We start from the raw sequence: 14,271 nt of genomic DNA, 5'->3' as shown, positions 1-14,271 counted from the left end.
CTTAAAGAAATTTTCAAGGGTTGTTGTTGTCTATTGTTCAGTTATCAAGGTTCTTACTTCGCTTTGTTCATTTGCGACAGCTCATTTATTTTATCATAAGCATTTCGCTTTGTCAAGAACTTTTTTGAAGTTTTTTATTTTTCTTACCTCTTCGCTTTGTTTCAGCGAATCAGCTCATTTATATTATCATGTATTTTTTAGAAAGTCAAGAACTTTTTTGAAGTTTTTTTATTTTCTTTTTACATGATTTTTAACTTTCTTCAAAATCAGGAGAAGTCGCCAAACTTCTGTCATCCCGCTCTTTTGATTTAAGTTAAACGGAGAAAGAGGGATTTGAACCCTCGCGCCGGTCACCCGACCTACACCCTTAGCAGGGGCGCCTCTTCAGCCTCTTGAGTATTTCTCCGTACACTGAATTCTACTATAGAATCTATAGCTTTGTTCAATTGTGTGCACCAACAGTGCGAAATTTATTATAGCAATACACTGTCATCTTGTCAATCACTTTTTTTCATTTTTTAACAAAATTTTAAACTATCTGTTCTACGCAGCTTTTCAGCTTCGCAGTTGCTGTCTCAATATCCTTTTGGGCAAAGATTGCACTGATCACTGCAACACCATTAATTCCACTACCCGAAAGCTCTTTTACATTATCTTGTGTAATTCCTCCTATAGCAACAACCGGAATATCAACTTTAGTACAGATTTCCTTCAACACACTGTGTTCTACTTCCCGTGCGTCTGTTTTTGTTCCTGTTTGAAACACCGCTCCAACTCCCAGATAATCTGCCCCATGCTTTTCAGCTAATAAGGCCTGCTCTACTGTCCGTGCAGAGACGCCTATGATTTTATCTTCTCCCAACTGCGCTCTTACATCAAGAGCTTCCATATCACTTTGCCCAACATGCACTCCATCCGCATCAATTTCCTTCGCAAGCTTCACATTATCATTAATTATGAATGGAACTCTATATTTTTTGCATAACTGTTGTATCTTTTTTGCCTCTTCTAAAAACTCTTCTTCTGTCAAATCTTTTTCACGTAACTGAATAAAGGTAGCGCCACCTTTCAGCGCTTCCTCAACCTGTTCATAAAGCGTCTGCCCATTCAGCCAATGTCTGTCCGTAACAGCATACAGCAACATCTGTTCCCTTAATTGTTCCTTAGTAAAGCTCATACTTAGCCCCTTTCTCCAGTTTTTCTCCTGTCATATTATAGATGGCATCAATAATTCTATTTCTATATGTAGCGTTACCATCGCCTTCCTGCATTCTCATCCATGCCATTTCACCGGCAACGCCCATCATACAAACTGCTGCCACAGCAGCTTCCAGTTTTCTTTTCGGATTTGCTGCCAGAAAAGCGGTCGTAATACCGGATAACTGACATCCCGTGCCAGTTATTCTTCCCATTTCTGAACGTCCATTTCTAATTACATAACATTTCTCGCCATCTGTCACAAGATCTATTGCTCCTGTAATTATAACAATTGCTTCTTTCTTTTTCGCAAAACCTTTAATAAATGATATGCTCTGTTGCAAATTTCTTTCATTAACGGCTTCTGTAAGATCAGCATCTACGCCTTTTGTACTTCCGCTTCCGTAAGCCAGCGTCTTAATTTCTGAAACATTACCTCGAATCACAGAAAACTTTATCTCTTTTATTAATTTTAATGCCGTCTCCGTCCTGAACCTGCTTGCTCCTGCTCCCACCGGATCCAATAATACCGGATGTCCCAGTTCATTAGAGCGATGCCCGGCTTTAAGCATTCCCTCAATACTCGTTTTATGTAATGTTCCCAAATTAATGTTCAGCCCTCCACATATAGATGTAATGTCCGCTACATCTTCCGGCTCATCTGACATAATTGGACTGCCACCACATGCAAGAATCACATTCGCAACATCATTCACTGTTACATAATTTGTTATGTTATGCACCACTGGGGCTTTTTTTCTAACTTGATCCAAGCATTCCTTTAGCATTTCTCTTCTACCTTTTCTTTCGTCAGGTTCTTATTGATTGTTTCCTGGATCTGCTGTTCTACTGCAGCAGCAATTTCCACGGTCTTCATATCTTTATAATCTTCATAAAGCATCGGTTTCAGAAAATGCACCTGCACCGTCACCGGTCTGGTACTGTTTGTATCAAACGGTTTAAAAGAATCAACAAGTGCTACCGGAATAATCGGACACTTTGCTTTGGTTGCTGCTTTAAAGCTTCCCCCTTTAAAAGAACCGACATTATTTCCATTTTTTGAACGCGTTCCTTCTGGGAAAATAAGATAATTTCTCCCCGATACAACTTCTTTTGTTACACTTGTAATAGTTTTCATTGCCTGACGGACATCCTCACGATCAATCATAAATGCTTTCATGATTTTAAATACCTGTTTTAAAAACGGAACGTTTTCCACTTCTTTTTTAGCTACAACAGAAAAAGGGTGCGTACACGCTTCAACAATTGCCAATACATCATACAAACCTTGATGATTTGGAAAAAACATAAATCCATCCTGCTTTGGAATATTCTCCTGTCCATGTACATCGATTGTTACATTTCCGCCTTTATTTGCACGAAAAACAATCCAACGCAAAAATTCATAATTATCTTCTTCTGTATATTTATCCACATGTGAAGCCCGATAGCAGAGTTTAATCCATCCCCCCGGCACGATCAACAGATTCCGCAATACCATCAGTAGAATTCTTCTCATGCATTCTCCTCCATTCTGCAATAATCCTTAATTGCTGTTTCATAAAGATTATTCCCATCTTTATCTATTACTACAATCACCGGAAAATTTTCAACTGTCAGTTTTCTGATCGCTTCTGTTCCAAGATCGTCATACGCTACCACTTCTGAAGATGTGATACATTTTGAAAGAAGCGCCCCCGCTCCACCAACAGCTGCAAAATATACTGAACCATTGCGTACAATTGCATCAATTACCGCTTGATTTCTTTTTCCTTTTCCTATCATAGCACCAAGCCCAAGATCCAGGAGCTGAGGTGCATATTTATCCATTCTGCTTGCTGTCGTTGGTCCTGCCGAGCCAATTGGGCGTCCTTCTCTTGCCGGTGATGGTCCCATGTAATAAATCACCTGACCTTGAATATCAATTGGAAGTTCCCCGCCTTCCTGTAAAATCTCATACATTCTTTTATGTGCTGCATCTCTTGCTGTATAGACCGTTCCTGTAAGATAAACATAATCTCCTGCCTTCAGTGTTGCCACGGTCTCTTTCTTCATTGGTACTGTTATATGCTTGTCCATTTCACTTTCCTCTTTCACTTAGCCTGTTGAATTAAATTGTACGAATCACATGACGATTTACATGACAGCAAATATTAACCGCCACCGGAAGTCCCGCGATATGTGTTGGATAAGTATTAATATTCACCGCAAGTGCTGTTGTTGTCCCTCCAAGCCCACCAGGTCCGATACCAAGGCTATTTATTTTTGTAAGGAGTTCTTCTTCCAACTCTTTTACGTATTCAATTTCTGAATGTGATCCGACTTCACGTGTCAGAGCTTCTTTGGCCATCAAAGCGCATTTTTCAAATGTACCACCAATTCCAACACCAACCACCATTGGCGGGCACGCATTCGGTCCGGCATCTTTTACCGCAGTAAGAACCGCATCTTTTACACCTTCAATTCCTTCTGCCGGTTTCAGCATAAATACACGACTCATATTCTCGCTTCCGAAACCTTTCGGTGCTACTTTTATCTTTACCTGGTCTCCATCTACAATTCTTGTATGCAAAACTGCCGGCGTGTTATCCTTTGTATTCTCACGGATCAACGGATCTCCAACGACTGATTTACGAAGATAACCTTCTACATAACCTTGACGTACACCTTCATTTACCGCATCTTCCAATGCTCCTCCTTCAAGATGAACATTCTGACCAATCTCAAGAAACACTACTGCCATTCCTGTATCCTGACAAATCGGAATCATATCCTCTCCTGCAATCTTCAAATTCTCTTGCAACTGCTCCAATATCTGTTTTCCAAGTGGTGCTTCCTCATTCTTTTCGGCACATTTCATTGCCTCTGCCATATCTGGTGACAGAAAATGATTTGCTTCAATGCACATTTCTTTGATGTTTTTTGTTATTTCTTCTACACGTATTGTCCGAATCATTTCTTCTATCTCCCTTTTCTTTGAAACAGGTACGCAAGCGCAATGCAAGCGTACCTGTATTTTTATATCTCAAATTCAATTTTTCTGCCTGTTCGATGGTACTGGTGATATCTCACTCCTGCTGCATCCATCATTCGTTTTGATGCTTTCACTCCCGCTGTATCCGCGTATTTGTCACAATCATAAATAACTTCTTTAATTCCTGCCTGAATAATTGCTTTTGCGCATTCATTGCACGGAAAAAGAGATACGTAAAGTTTTGCTCCCGCAAGACTTCCGCCATTATAATTCAGAATTGCATTCAATTCACTATGCGTTGTATATACATATTTTGTCTCTAACGGATCTTCGCCTTCGCGCGCCCATGGGAATTCATCATCAGAACATCCCATCGGAAGACCATTATATCCCATGGAAAGAATCTTATTATCCTGACTTACAATGCAACACCCAACCTGTGTATTCGGGTCTTTTGATCGCATTCCGGAAAGCATTGCCACGCCCATAAAATATTCATCCCATGATAAATAATCTGTTCTTTTATCTGACATTATTCTTCTCCTTTTGCATATGAATTCAGTTTGTCTGCAAGTTTATCTATAAGCCCTGTCAGTATCTCAAAACATTCTCCATAAGCTGTCAGGGGTTTTCCATAAGGATTCGGAAGTTCTTCTGATACTCCAACAAATTCATTTATTGTATATACATTTTTTACATTTTCATAATCCGAAAGAACTTTGTTCTTAATTGTCTCATTCAATGTCAATACAAGTGTATCTCCTTGTAAATTGCTGCCATCAAACTGCTTTGACACATGATTTTCCAACGTCATCTGAGCACTCTTCATAATTGCCTCTGCCTTCTGGTTTACCGGTTCAGGGAAAAGCACAACCAGCCCGCCGGATTCAATAATATACTCTTGCTCAAGATCCTGGTGACATAGTAATTCTGCCGCCATTGGTCCTACTGCCGAATCCGCCTCGCTGACAAAAATCACTCTGCGATACTTCTGCTTCTTTGTGATCTCTGTTGCCTGCAGGTGCATATGTCCTGCCGCCTTTTCAAGACGATTCATAATCGCCTTTCCTATTCCGTTCATAGCAAAAGATTCACTATAAATCAGATCAACGTCTTCTTCATCGAATTCGCGAAGCACTCGATAAAGGTTTCTTGCAATAGTATTCTCATTCTCACGGGTTCCTATATTCTTCACAATCCCATAATTATAGAACTGAACTGTTTCCCCCGTTGCAATGATTCCGACTTTCTTCCCTTCCCTGTGCGCGGCATAGGCAAGCTGACGAATTGCAAGAATCTCTTCTCTTATATTTCCTTCCACAATCATCATTTTCGCCTTCGGTGCATAATGTCGGTACTTCATTCCCGGAGCTTTCGGCGCCTGCTTGCTTTCACTGTTAACCAATGTCTCATCAACACCGACCGGTCCGATTACCTCCTCAAACATATCCGCTGTAATTGCACCCGGACGTAAAATCATTGGCGGCTCTACCGTCATGTCAAGAATTGTCGATTCCAATCCGATATCTACCGCACCTCCATCTAGGATCATATCAATCTTACCTTCCAGATCCACCCGCACATGCTCTGCTGTCGTCGGACTCGGACGCCCGGATGTATTCGCACTCGGTGCTGAAACAAATCCACCTGCCGCCCGGATCAATGCCGCTGCAATTGGATCACTTGGCATACGAACCGCAACCGTATCTAATCCTCCGGTTGTCCCGTAAGGTACACTCTCACTTTTTTCAAATATCATCGTCAGCGGACCTGGCCAAAAATGTGCTGCCAGTGCGTCTGTCTCCGGTGGAATATTCACCGCCACTTTTTTCAAATCCTCATAGTCTGCAATATGAACAATCAACGGATTATCTGATGGACGTCCTTTTGCTGCATATGTTTTCTTTGCCGCCTCCTCTTTTAATGCGTCCGCCCCAAGTCCGTAAACCGTCTCCGTAGGAAATGCAACAAGACCTCCTTGTTTTAATACATTTCCCGCTTCTTCTATTACATCCTGGTTTATTTGGTTTTTATCTATTTTTCTAATAATCGTTTCCATAAATTTTATTATATCATTATTTGTTCTAAAAAAAAACTGTTTCTCTTATGCTATTCATTTTCTTTTATATAAGACAAAATTCCTTCTGCCACTGCTTCTGCTACTGATTTCTGATAATCTTCCGTAACCAGCTTCTGTGCTTCTTTATAGTTACTCAAAAAACCACATTCTACGATCACTGTAGGTACTTCCGTCTTTTTTAATATATAATATGTATTATTTGCTTTTATCTTTTTGGTATTATCAGGATTTACCTTTTGTAAAGCGTCCTGTATTATCCCCGCAGCTTTTTCTCCTTCCGTCGATGTCTGATAGTAGAAGACCTGCGCACCGAAAACATTTTCTTCATGATAACTGTTCTGATGTATACTGACTGCTAATACAGGAGAAACTTCATTCATAATCTTTACTCTGTATTTCAAATCTTCTACTTTACTTTGTGCAAGCTGTTCATCTGTTTCTCTGGTCATGATTACCTGTATATTTTCTTTTTCCAAAATTTTCTTTACAGAATTCGTAATCGTTAAATTGATATCTTTTTCTTTCACTCCATTGATTCCAACCTTCCCCGAATCAGTACCACCATGTCCTGCATCTAAAACAACTATCCGGTCTGACTTTTCAGCTTCTCCGATTGTCTCCATTTCTTCTTTTAATTCTTTCTGTAAGTTTTTCGAAACTTTCCAACAACCTGCGATAAGCCCTGTCATAATCAGAATCCCTATCATCAACTTGATTTTTCTTTGCAAAAAACGACCTCCCTTCACATATTCTATCTATATGCAATGAGAAGCCGTTTTTTAACTTATCTTTTATTTAATTTACATACTGAGAAATGAGCTTCCATACACTGCTTTCTTCTTTTCCCAGACTCCATTCTGCCACACCTGCCAGTTTATTTTCCTGTATCACCTTCAGCTTTGCTTCCAATGATTGAGCATCTTCAAGCCAGATACGGTAGGTTCCGCCATCCGCAGACCATTTTGCATAGTTTTGCTGTGTCTTTTCATCCCACTGTGCTGTTGCTCCCGCATTCACAACACTCTGCGCTGCTTCTTCCATTCCCAGTGCCTTACTTGATACTTTATTCGGATAGGATGCTGCTTCTGTGCCAGCTTCTTCCGAAAGTTGCTCCGGGCTCTTTGCTGTCTCAAACCATAATCTGGTAAAAAATGGAATTCCGGCAATTACTTTATCAGCTGATACCTTTTTCAATGTTTTTTCTATTCCATCCTGCAAATAGCTGATCGACGCCACTGATCCCGCTTCATAGGATCCTTCTGTATGTTCATCATAAGCCATAATCACCACGTAATCTGCCACAATCCCCTGCTCTTTAAGATCATAATGTGAATTGTATGACTGTGGCACATAATTATCAACTGAAAATACAAGATTATTCTGGTGGCACTTCACAGACAGCTCTCTCACAAGCTGCACGTAATGCACACCACACTTGGAAGAAATCAATTCAAAGTCTAAATTAATTCCATCCACTCCTGCTGCCACTGCCGCAGCTACAACCTGATCTTCCAGTTTTGCTCTTTTTGATGTATAACGCAATGTCTCATAGGTCTCATCATAGGAATTCGTTCCACCATGAAAATCCCGGAATACAGCCCACACTTCCAGTCCTGCCGTATGTGCATAATTCACATAGTCCGCATCTGCAATTGAACTGATATTACCTTCCGTATCCGCAAGACTAAACCAGGTTGGTGCGATCGTCGTAAGTCCACTGGTTGATGCAAGTACCTGCTGAACCGCATTATTCGCTGCCGCATTCGTCACATTATGCCATGCCATATTAATCGAATGATCTTCTGTCATGTCTGAATAAACCGGTTCCGTAAAATCTCTGGATATTTTTTCTTTTTTCTGGTTCTTTAAAGATTTGGTCTTAATATATCCTACATAACCATCCGCTGTGGCAACTTTCATCCAGTCATCTTCGTCTTCAAGCACTGTCACCTTGTCCGATTTTTTAACTTCTGTCAGTATCGGACTCTTAACGCCACCAAGATAACGAACCTGTGTGTCTTTCTTCACTTCTGCTGTCTCGATCTCGCCCCACTTTGATGTGATAATTGCTCTGTTTGGTTCCTGTTCCACAGAATATTCCATATTCGTATACTCTTGTATGAACGGAAGTGCAATATATGCGATATCTCCATCCGTCTTAAGAATTACATAATCTTCACTTTTTGTTTCGTTCACTGCTGTATATTCGCTGCTGTTCTCACTTACAGAAATATTTCCATCCGGCAAGGTATATAAAAGCACCCGTTCGTTCGCATCCCAGTAAAATCTGCTGTTTATCTTATCACGAAGAACCTGATATGCTACATAATATTGTCCATCAAAAACCTTACCCGGTATAACACTATCTGTAGAAGAATCGGAAGAAGATTCCGCGGAACTCTCTTCTTTTTTCACTACTTCATTATTAATGATCAATGCCAGATCATCACTGTTTTCTATTCCATAATATTGTTCTTTATCGGCTTCCTCATTTGATGAACCGTATCTCTTAAAGAAAACTGCGCCTGCTGCCAAAATCATGATCAATAATATGATGATCATTACGAAAAGAATTTTGTTACGTCTTTTCCGCGCTCTATTCACTTTCTTCGCATGTCGTGTTCCTGACCTTCCATTTCTGCCTCTGCCTGTTGTCATTGGTCTTCCCTTTCTCCGGGAACTCCCCGGATGTCCAGATTGTCCTTCTACTCTTCCCCTGCTTCGCGCATGGGTACTGCCTTTTCTTTTGTCCATGCCAACCCTCCTGATTGCAATTTTTATATCTCTGGCGCTTTCTTACACAAACAGTTCCTTACGCTCTGCTCTGCTGTGTGTATTTCTAATATCTCCACATCTTTGGATAAAATAATGATTCTGGAATTCATTATATCATATTTTCATCTTGCGTCATTAACAAATTGCATCTACAACAGTTGTACATATCAAAAAGTTGTTACACCTTAAATGTCTGTCCATCTTCTATCAATTATAACAGCTTACAAACATACTTCTGTCCGGCAGTTCAAGGGGTAATCTCTGCCTGTCTGTTATGATTCACATCTGTAAAAACCAATGATTCTATCCTTCCTTCCGGATCAATCACATAATCTCTCATATAAGTACCTTCTTCTCTGGCCATATATGCTGTCACAATCTGCAATGGACTCATCGGATATCCATCCATAACTATGTCCACTCCTTTTTCTTCATAACCTCTTAGTTCCGCATATAATTCCTTATATCCATCTTCCGTTCTCATATCGTATGTACTCCTTCTCTCCTGGGATCCTGATAAAACGTTGTCCGCCATCTTCGACCATAAAAGGTATCTGTGACATACTGTAGAACAAGTGACGGACAAGAAGACAACCCTGATCTTCGGAGGGTCTCCTTCTCATAATTATTGTGAATTTTCCCTTGATTTCAGGGAATTGAATTTTTTTGAAAATCAGAAATGCTTTCCGTGCCTCCTCTCTTAACATTCTGTTTTATCAAATGGTGTGTCTTCTGTAAGTGCCATTATATGAGCAGCCTTTTGGAATTTCAATGTGTTTATTGTTGATAAGTGGGTGGGATTTGTTGATAACCTAAAATAGTTATAAACAATTTTCGTTTTCCTTTACATCTTTTCTTTTTTTGTTTATACTAAACGATGAAAAGATATATCTAGTTATGAACATAATGAACAGTTCTTAATCCACAGATTATCTTAATATCATAAGACATAAGGATGTGATCATATGAAAATTGAAAAAATCAATGACAATCAGATTCGTTGTACTTTGACACATGCCGATCTTGCAGCCCGCAATCTCAAGATCAGCGAACTGGCTTATGGTACCGAGAAAGCAAAATCACTATTTCGAGATATGATGCAGCAGGCATCTTTCGACTTTGGATTTGAGACAGATGACCTTCCTCTGATGATAGAAGCAATTCCTTCTTCTTCAGACTCTATCACCTTGATCATAACAAAGGTGGAGGATCCGGAAGAACTTGATACACGTTTTTCCAAGTTTACACCTGCCGGAGATTCTGATACACTGAACAGCAATGTTCTTGAAAAGCTTCAGGGCGCAGATGAATTCTTTGATCTGCTTAACAAAGTGAAGGAAGTGGCTTCCGAAGCAAAAGATCCGGAACCTAAAGAAACAGTACCGACATTTCCAGTCCGCCTGTTCTCTTTCGACACGTTAGATTCCGTAATTGAGGCTTCTCGCCTGCTTGCTCCGTTCTATACAGGTGCAAATACATTATATAAGGACGAGGAGAATAATAATACCTTTATCCTTGCGCTGGCACCTGCTGATGGCGCAGATCAGGAATTTAATAAAGTATGTAATATGCTTTCGGAGTACAGTTCCCCTGAGAAGGGAGATTCTTCTGTTCTTGCATTTCTGGAGGAGCATTGCAAAATCATTGTTTCCGCAGACGCAATTCAGAAGTTATCCACAATTTAAACAACGAATAAAAAAGACGGTTTGGAATTATGGGAATAACTTTTCCCACACTTCAGACCGTCTTTTTCACTTGTTATCCACAAAAACTTTTAACGATACGAATAAAGAATGTGCCTTGCACATTCTTGCGCCTGCGGCGTTGCTAAGCGCCAGTGGCGCTTGTTTAGCAAGGACCGAAGTGGAAACGTAGACCGCTTGCGACATCTACATTGTACGCCGCAGTGCGCATCCTTAGCGGAGCGTTTTTTATATATTAGGAAAGCACTTTCCTAATATATAAAAAAGCTGCCATACTCTCTTTTTGAGAGTACAACAGCTTCTTGTATATCTTTTCTCTTAATTATTTACCAGCGGCTGCCATTGCTGCATTGATCTTCTCTACAAGCAGATCTGCATCAATTCCATGAACCATAGCTGCTTCCTCAAGAGACTCCATCTGAGATGACGGGCATCCAAGACAATGCATACCAATCTCCATCAAAATCGGAGCTGACTCTGGAAATGTTACCAGAAGTTCGCCAATTGTTGTGCTTTTAGAAATTGCCATCACTGTTTCCTCCTTACATATTTCTATTTTCAATTAATTTCTGTCACCCTTGAACAGTAATTTTTATTATAATCCCTGATCTATGATTTAGCAACCTTATTTTCATTATCATTCCATGAAATTTTCTGAAATTTTCACACAACTTTTTCCGTTTATCACACTACTCAAAAGTCAATCAGTTTTCTTTTTTTTTTCGACAAATCGTCATTTTCATAACAATAACCAAAACGAATGTTCTTTTTATTTCCAAAAGTTATCCACACTATTCACATCTTTCTTTGTTGATAATGTGGATAACTTTCAGGAAATCTTTTATTTTTCCTCATTTTTTCGATTTTTCAATGTTGATAAGTTAAAAACTACTTTTTTTCATTTTTTTGCTATTTTGAATATTCTTGTCATATTTTGTGCATTTTGACTATCCGTATATTTTTCCTGGAAAATACCGATTTTAGAATTTACAGTCAAATCTTTCATTTCCCATACATATTCTGGACAATGCATTGTTTTCTTTCTATTATTCTTTAATAAATCCGTCTGACAGCCACGATATTTGTATACGTTGCACTGCTGATACCAATTCCCTGATCTTCGTTCATTGCATTTACAATCTGATCATTTCCTATATATAGACCAACATGTCCTTCATATAAGATAAGATCCCCTGGCTGTGCATCTTCATAACTCACTTCATATCCTGCACTTCGCTGTTCATAAGAAGTTCGTGGAAGGCTTATACCAAAATGTGCATACACGGACTGGACAAATCCTGAACAATCCGCCCCATCTGTTAAACTTGTACCGCCCCACACATATGGATTCCCAATAAACTGACAGGCATAATCAATAACTTCCTGCCCTGACGCAACTGACTGAGCCGCCGCTTCTGCAGCCTGGGCTTCTGCTTCCGCCTCCGCAGCCGCAGCTTCTTCTGCTTCCATTCGTTTTTGTTCTTCCTCTTTTGTCTCCCCGTAAGAATAAGAACTTTCCTCTGTAACATAATCACCGCACACCCAGCCATTAACTTCACCGACCTGTATCGGATACCAGCCATCTACAGGATCTGCTGTCACAAGATATTCTTCTCCCTGACCGATCTGGGTTAATACGGTAGTATCTGTCCCATGTCCTTCTCTGACATTCAGACAATCTGCTGTGACTGTAACATTCTCATTTGTATACTCATCTGACCTCGAACGGGCTTCTTCTCCTGTGAACAATGTTTCCGTCGGAACATACCCCTCTGCATTTCCCGACCGGATCTTTGTCCATCCATCCAGATATTCCAACACAACTGCCGCTGAATCAGAATATAATTTTCCAACCCATTCACTGTTTTCATCTGCTTCGCTTCTAATATAGGTATAATCCCCCGTATTAGAAAACGCTATATTCAAATACTCTCCCTCTTCTGTCGGCACCAGATACAGATTGATATTGTTCTTTATTTCTGTCTGATATGATGCTTCCAAAATGTTTTCAATTCCTGTAACCGGAACCAGACTCTTCTCACTGTCATCAGTTTCTGCCGCCTGTGTTCTGACTACACTCCCCGGAATTATGATCATCCCTGCCATCATTGACATGATAAGCTTATGCTTCATCCGCATGTTACTCATATAAAACCTCCTTTATTTCAAGCCTTATCTTTTGTGGGAAGTTTTAATTGTTACATAATTGTTAATTTTTGTTACGCCGTAATTTTATCAATCAACCATAGATATGTCAACTGTTTTAATAGTTTTTTCATAATTATCACCCTCCACTATTTGTAATTATTCCCCTTTTTTATTAAGCTTAACATCCTTTTTGTTAATTATTCTGTAACATTTTGTCAGAACAAATAGAAAAAACTTATTTTTTTCTATTGACAATTTTAAAAATATAAGTTATATTCTAATTACAGTAATCGTTACTGTTATTGATTCGATTTCAGAAAGAGGTGAATCTATGGCTGCAATTAAATATAGCCGACAGCGAGAAGCTATCAAGCATTATCTCGCTTCAACAAAAGAGCATCCCACTGCCGACACTGTTTATCTGCATGTTAAAGAGGATTTTCCTAATATCAGTCTTGGTACTGTTTACCGGAATTTGAATCTGCTGACAGATATCGGCGAAGCAATCAAGATCCCAACACCTGACGGCGGAGATCGATTTGACGGGAATGTTATTCCGCACAATCATTTTCTCTGTACAAGCTGTGGACGGTTACTGGATCTGGAACTGGATATGAAGAGTATTGAAGAAGTGAACCGGCTGGCCGGGGAGAATTTTGATGGAATCATCACTTCAAGTTCCACTTTGTTTTATGGGGAATGCAGTGACTGCATTAGAAAGTCTTAAGTTATAAAAAAAATTAATAAGAAAAAGGAGATTATCATTATGAAAAAATTTGTATGTACAGTATGTGGTTATGTTCACGAAGGAGATGCTGCACCGGCTGAATGTCCAGTCTGTCACGCACCAGCTTCTAAGTTCAAAGAGCAGGAAGGAGACAAAGTATGGGCTGCTGAGCACGTTGTAGGTGTTGCACAGGGTGTCAGCGAAGATATTCTTGCAGATCTTCGTGCAAACTTCGCAGGAGAGTGCTCTGAAGTAGGAATGTACCTTGCAATGGCAAGAGTTGCTCACAGAGAAGGATATCCGGAAATCGGACTTTACTGGGAAAAAGCTGCTTACGAAGAAGCAGAGCATGCTGCAAAATTCGCTGAACTTCTTGGTGAAGTTGTAACAGACAGCACAAAGAAAAACCTTGAGATGAGAGTTGATGCTGAGCACGGTGCTACAGAAGGTAAATTCGATCTTGCAAAGAGAGCGAAAGCTGCTAACCTGGATGCAATCCACGACACAGTACACGAGATGGCTCGCGATGAAGCAAGACACGGAAAAGCATTCGAAGGACTGCTTAAGAGATACTTCGGCTAAACAAACCTTATCAGCAGATGCGATTGCTTCGAGTATGTGAAACTTTTTCTGTAAATAGCTAATAACAGCAAGGTCTTCTATGGTA

General features: G+C 39.9%; 15 protein-coding genes and 1 tRNA gene. 3 read left to right on the top strand and 13 right to left on the bottom strand.

Annotated features, from left to right (window positions below; genetic code table 11):
- Positions 1-318 precede the first annotated feature (318 nt).
- The 11 genes from LI126_RS14375 to LI126_RS14325 all read right to left on the bottom strand — a co-directional run bounded on the left by LI126_RS14375 (position 319) and on the right by LI126_RS14325 (position 9,510).
- Positions 319-406: transfer RNA gene (locus tag LI126_RS14375), tRNA-Ser, on the bottom strand.
- 123 nt (positions 407-529) lie between these two features.
- Positions 530-1,177: a thiamine phosphate synthase gene (gene thiE, locus LI126_RS14370; protein ID WP_118178212.1), complete on the bottom strand. Its 648-nt coding sequence runs from the start codon at positions 1,175-1,177 to the stop codon at positions 530-532.
- The gene (gene thiM, locus LI126_RS14365) at positions 1,164-1,985 is read right to left on the bottom strand and encodes a hydroxyethylthiazole kinase (protein ID WP_227165628.1); all 822 of its coding nucleotides are present in this window, start codon (positions 1,983-1,985) and stop codon (positions 1,164-1,166) included. Before thiM ends, thiE begins: the two co-directional genes overlap by 14 nt.
- A complete protein-coding gene (locus LI126_RS14360; protein ID WP_020436674.1) occupies positions 1,979-2,716 on the bottom strand; it encodes a lysophospholipid acyltransferase family protein in 738 nt (245 codons plus the stop codon). Before LI126_RS14360 ends, thiM begins: the two co-directional genes overlap by 7 nt.
- Positions 2,713-3,276, bottom strand: coding sequence for a Fe-S-containing hydro-lyase (locus LI126_RS14355; protein WP_015527543.1), 564 nt, complete (start codon positions 3,274-3,276; stop codon positions 2,713-2,715). Before LI126_RS14355 ends, LI126_RS14360 begins: the two co-directional genes overlap by 4 nt.
- A 31-nt stretch (positions 3,277-3,307) precedes the next feature.
- Positions 3,308-4,153 carry a fumarate hydratase gene (locus LI126_RS14350; RefSeq protein WP_226900965.1) on the bottom strand — a complete coding sequence of 282 codons (846 nt, stop codon included), beginning with the start codon at positions 4,151-4,153 and terminating at the stop codon, positions 3,308-3,310.
- Between the two features lie 62 nt (positions 4,154-4,215).
- Entirely contained in the window at positions 4,216-4,704 is a 489-nt protein-coding gene (locus tag LI126_RS14345) for a deoxycytidylate deaminase (protein WP_015527545.1), read from the bottom strand.
- Positions 4,704-6,230, bottom strand: a complete 1,527-nt coding sequence (locus tag LI126_RS14340) for an L-threonylcarbamoyladenylate synthase (RefSeq protein WP_226900964.1) — start codon at positions 6,228-6,230, stop codon at positions 4,704-4,706. Before LI126_RS14340 ends, LI126_RS14345 begins: the two co-directional genes overlap by 1 nt.
- A gap of 50 nt (positions 6,231-6,280) precedes the next feature.
- Positions 6,281-6,979: an N-acetylmuramoyl-L-alanine amidase family protein gene (locus LI126_RS14335; protein ID WP_226900963.1), complete on the bottom strand. Its 699-nt coding sequence runs from the start codon at positions 6,977-6,979 to the stop codon at positions 6,281-6,283.
- A gap of 67 nt (positions 6,980-7,046) precedes the next feature.
- A complete protein-coding gene (locus LI126_RS14330; RefSeq protein WP_227165627.1) occupies positions 7,047-9,005 on the bottom strand; it encodes a glycosyl hydrolase family 18 protein in 1,959 nt (652 codons plus the stop codon).
- A 268-nt stretch (positions 9,006-9,273) separates the two neighbouring features.
- Positions 9,274-9,510: a hypothetical protein gene (locus tag LI126_RS14325; protein ID WP_015527594.1), complete on the bottom strand. Its 237-nt coding sequence runs from the start codon at positions 9,508-9,510 to the stop codon at positions 9,274-9,276.
- Positions 9,511-9,991: 481 nt separating this feature from the next.
- On the opposite strand from LI126_RS14325, the gene LI126_RS14320 reads away from it, so the two are divergent.
- The gene (locus tag LI126_RS14320; protein WP_020436679.1) at positions 9,992-10,711 is read left to right on the top strand and encodes an adaptor protein MecA; all 720 of its coding nucleotides are present in this window, start codon (positions 9,992-9,994) and stop codon (positions 10,709-10,711) included.
- A 340-nt stretch (positions 10,712-11,051) separates the two neighbouring features.
- On the opposite strand, the gene LI126_RS14315 is transcribed toward LI126_RS14320, so the two are convergent.
- Positions 11,052-11,258, bottom strand: coding sequence for a DUF1858 domain-containing protein (locus LI126_RS14315; RefSeq protein ID WP_015527597.1), 207 nt, complete (start codon positions 11,256-11,258; stop codon positions 11,052-11,054).
- Between the two features lie 524 nt (positions 11,259-11,782).
- The gene (locus LI126_RS14310; protein ID WP_226875903.1) at positions 11,783-12,877 is read right to left on the bottom strand and encodes a C40 family peptidase; all 1,095 of its coding nucleotides are present in this window, start codon (positions 12,875-12,877) and stop codon (positions 11,783-11,785) included.
- Positions 12,878-13,208: 331 nt separating this feature from the next.
- Between LI126_RS14310 and LI126_RS14305 the strand changes: the two genes are divergently transcribed.
- Together LI126_RS14305 and LI126_RS14300 are read left to right on the top strand one after the other, a co-directional pair.
- On the top strand, positions 13,209-13,604 hold the full coding sequence (locus LI126_RS14305; RefSeq protein WP_015527601.1) for a Fur family transcriptional regulator: 396 nt from the start codon (positions 13,209-13,211) through the stop codon (positions 13,602-13,604).
- Between the two features lie 39 nt (positions 13,605-13,643).
- Positions 13,644-14,186, top strand: a complete 543-nt coding sequence (locus LI126_RS14300) for an NADH peroxidase (RefSeq protein WP_015527602.1) — start codon at positions 13,644-13,646, stop codon at positions 14,184-14,186.
- The last annotated feature ends 85 nt before the right edge of the window (positions 14,187-14,271 follow it).

Origin of the sequence: Mediterraneibacter sp. 210702-DFI.5.30 (genome assembly GCF_020560115.1) — a bacterium.
GTDB classification, from domain to species: Bacteria; Bacillota; Clostridia; order Lachnospirales; family Lachnospiraceae; genus Mediterraneibacter; species Mediterraneibacter faecis.
This window is presented reverse-complemented; position numbering and strand designations above follow the sequence as displayed.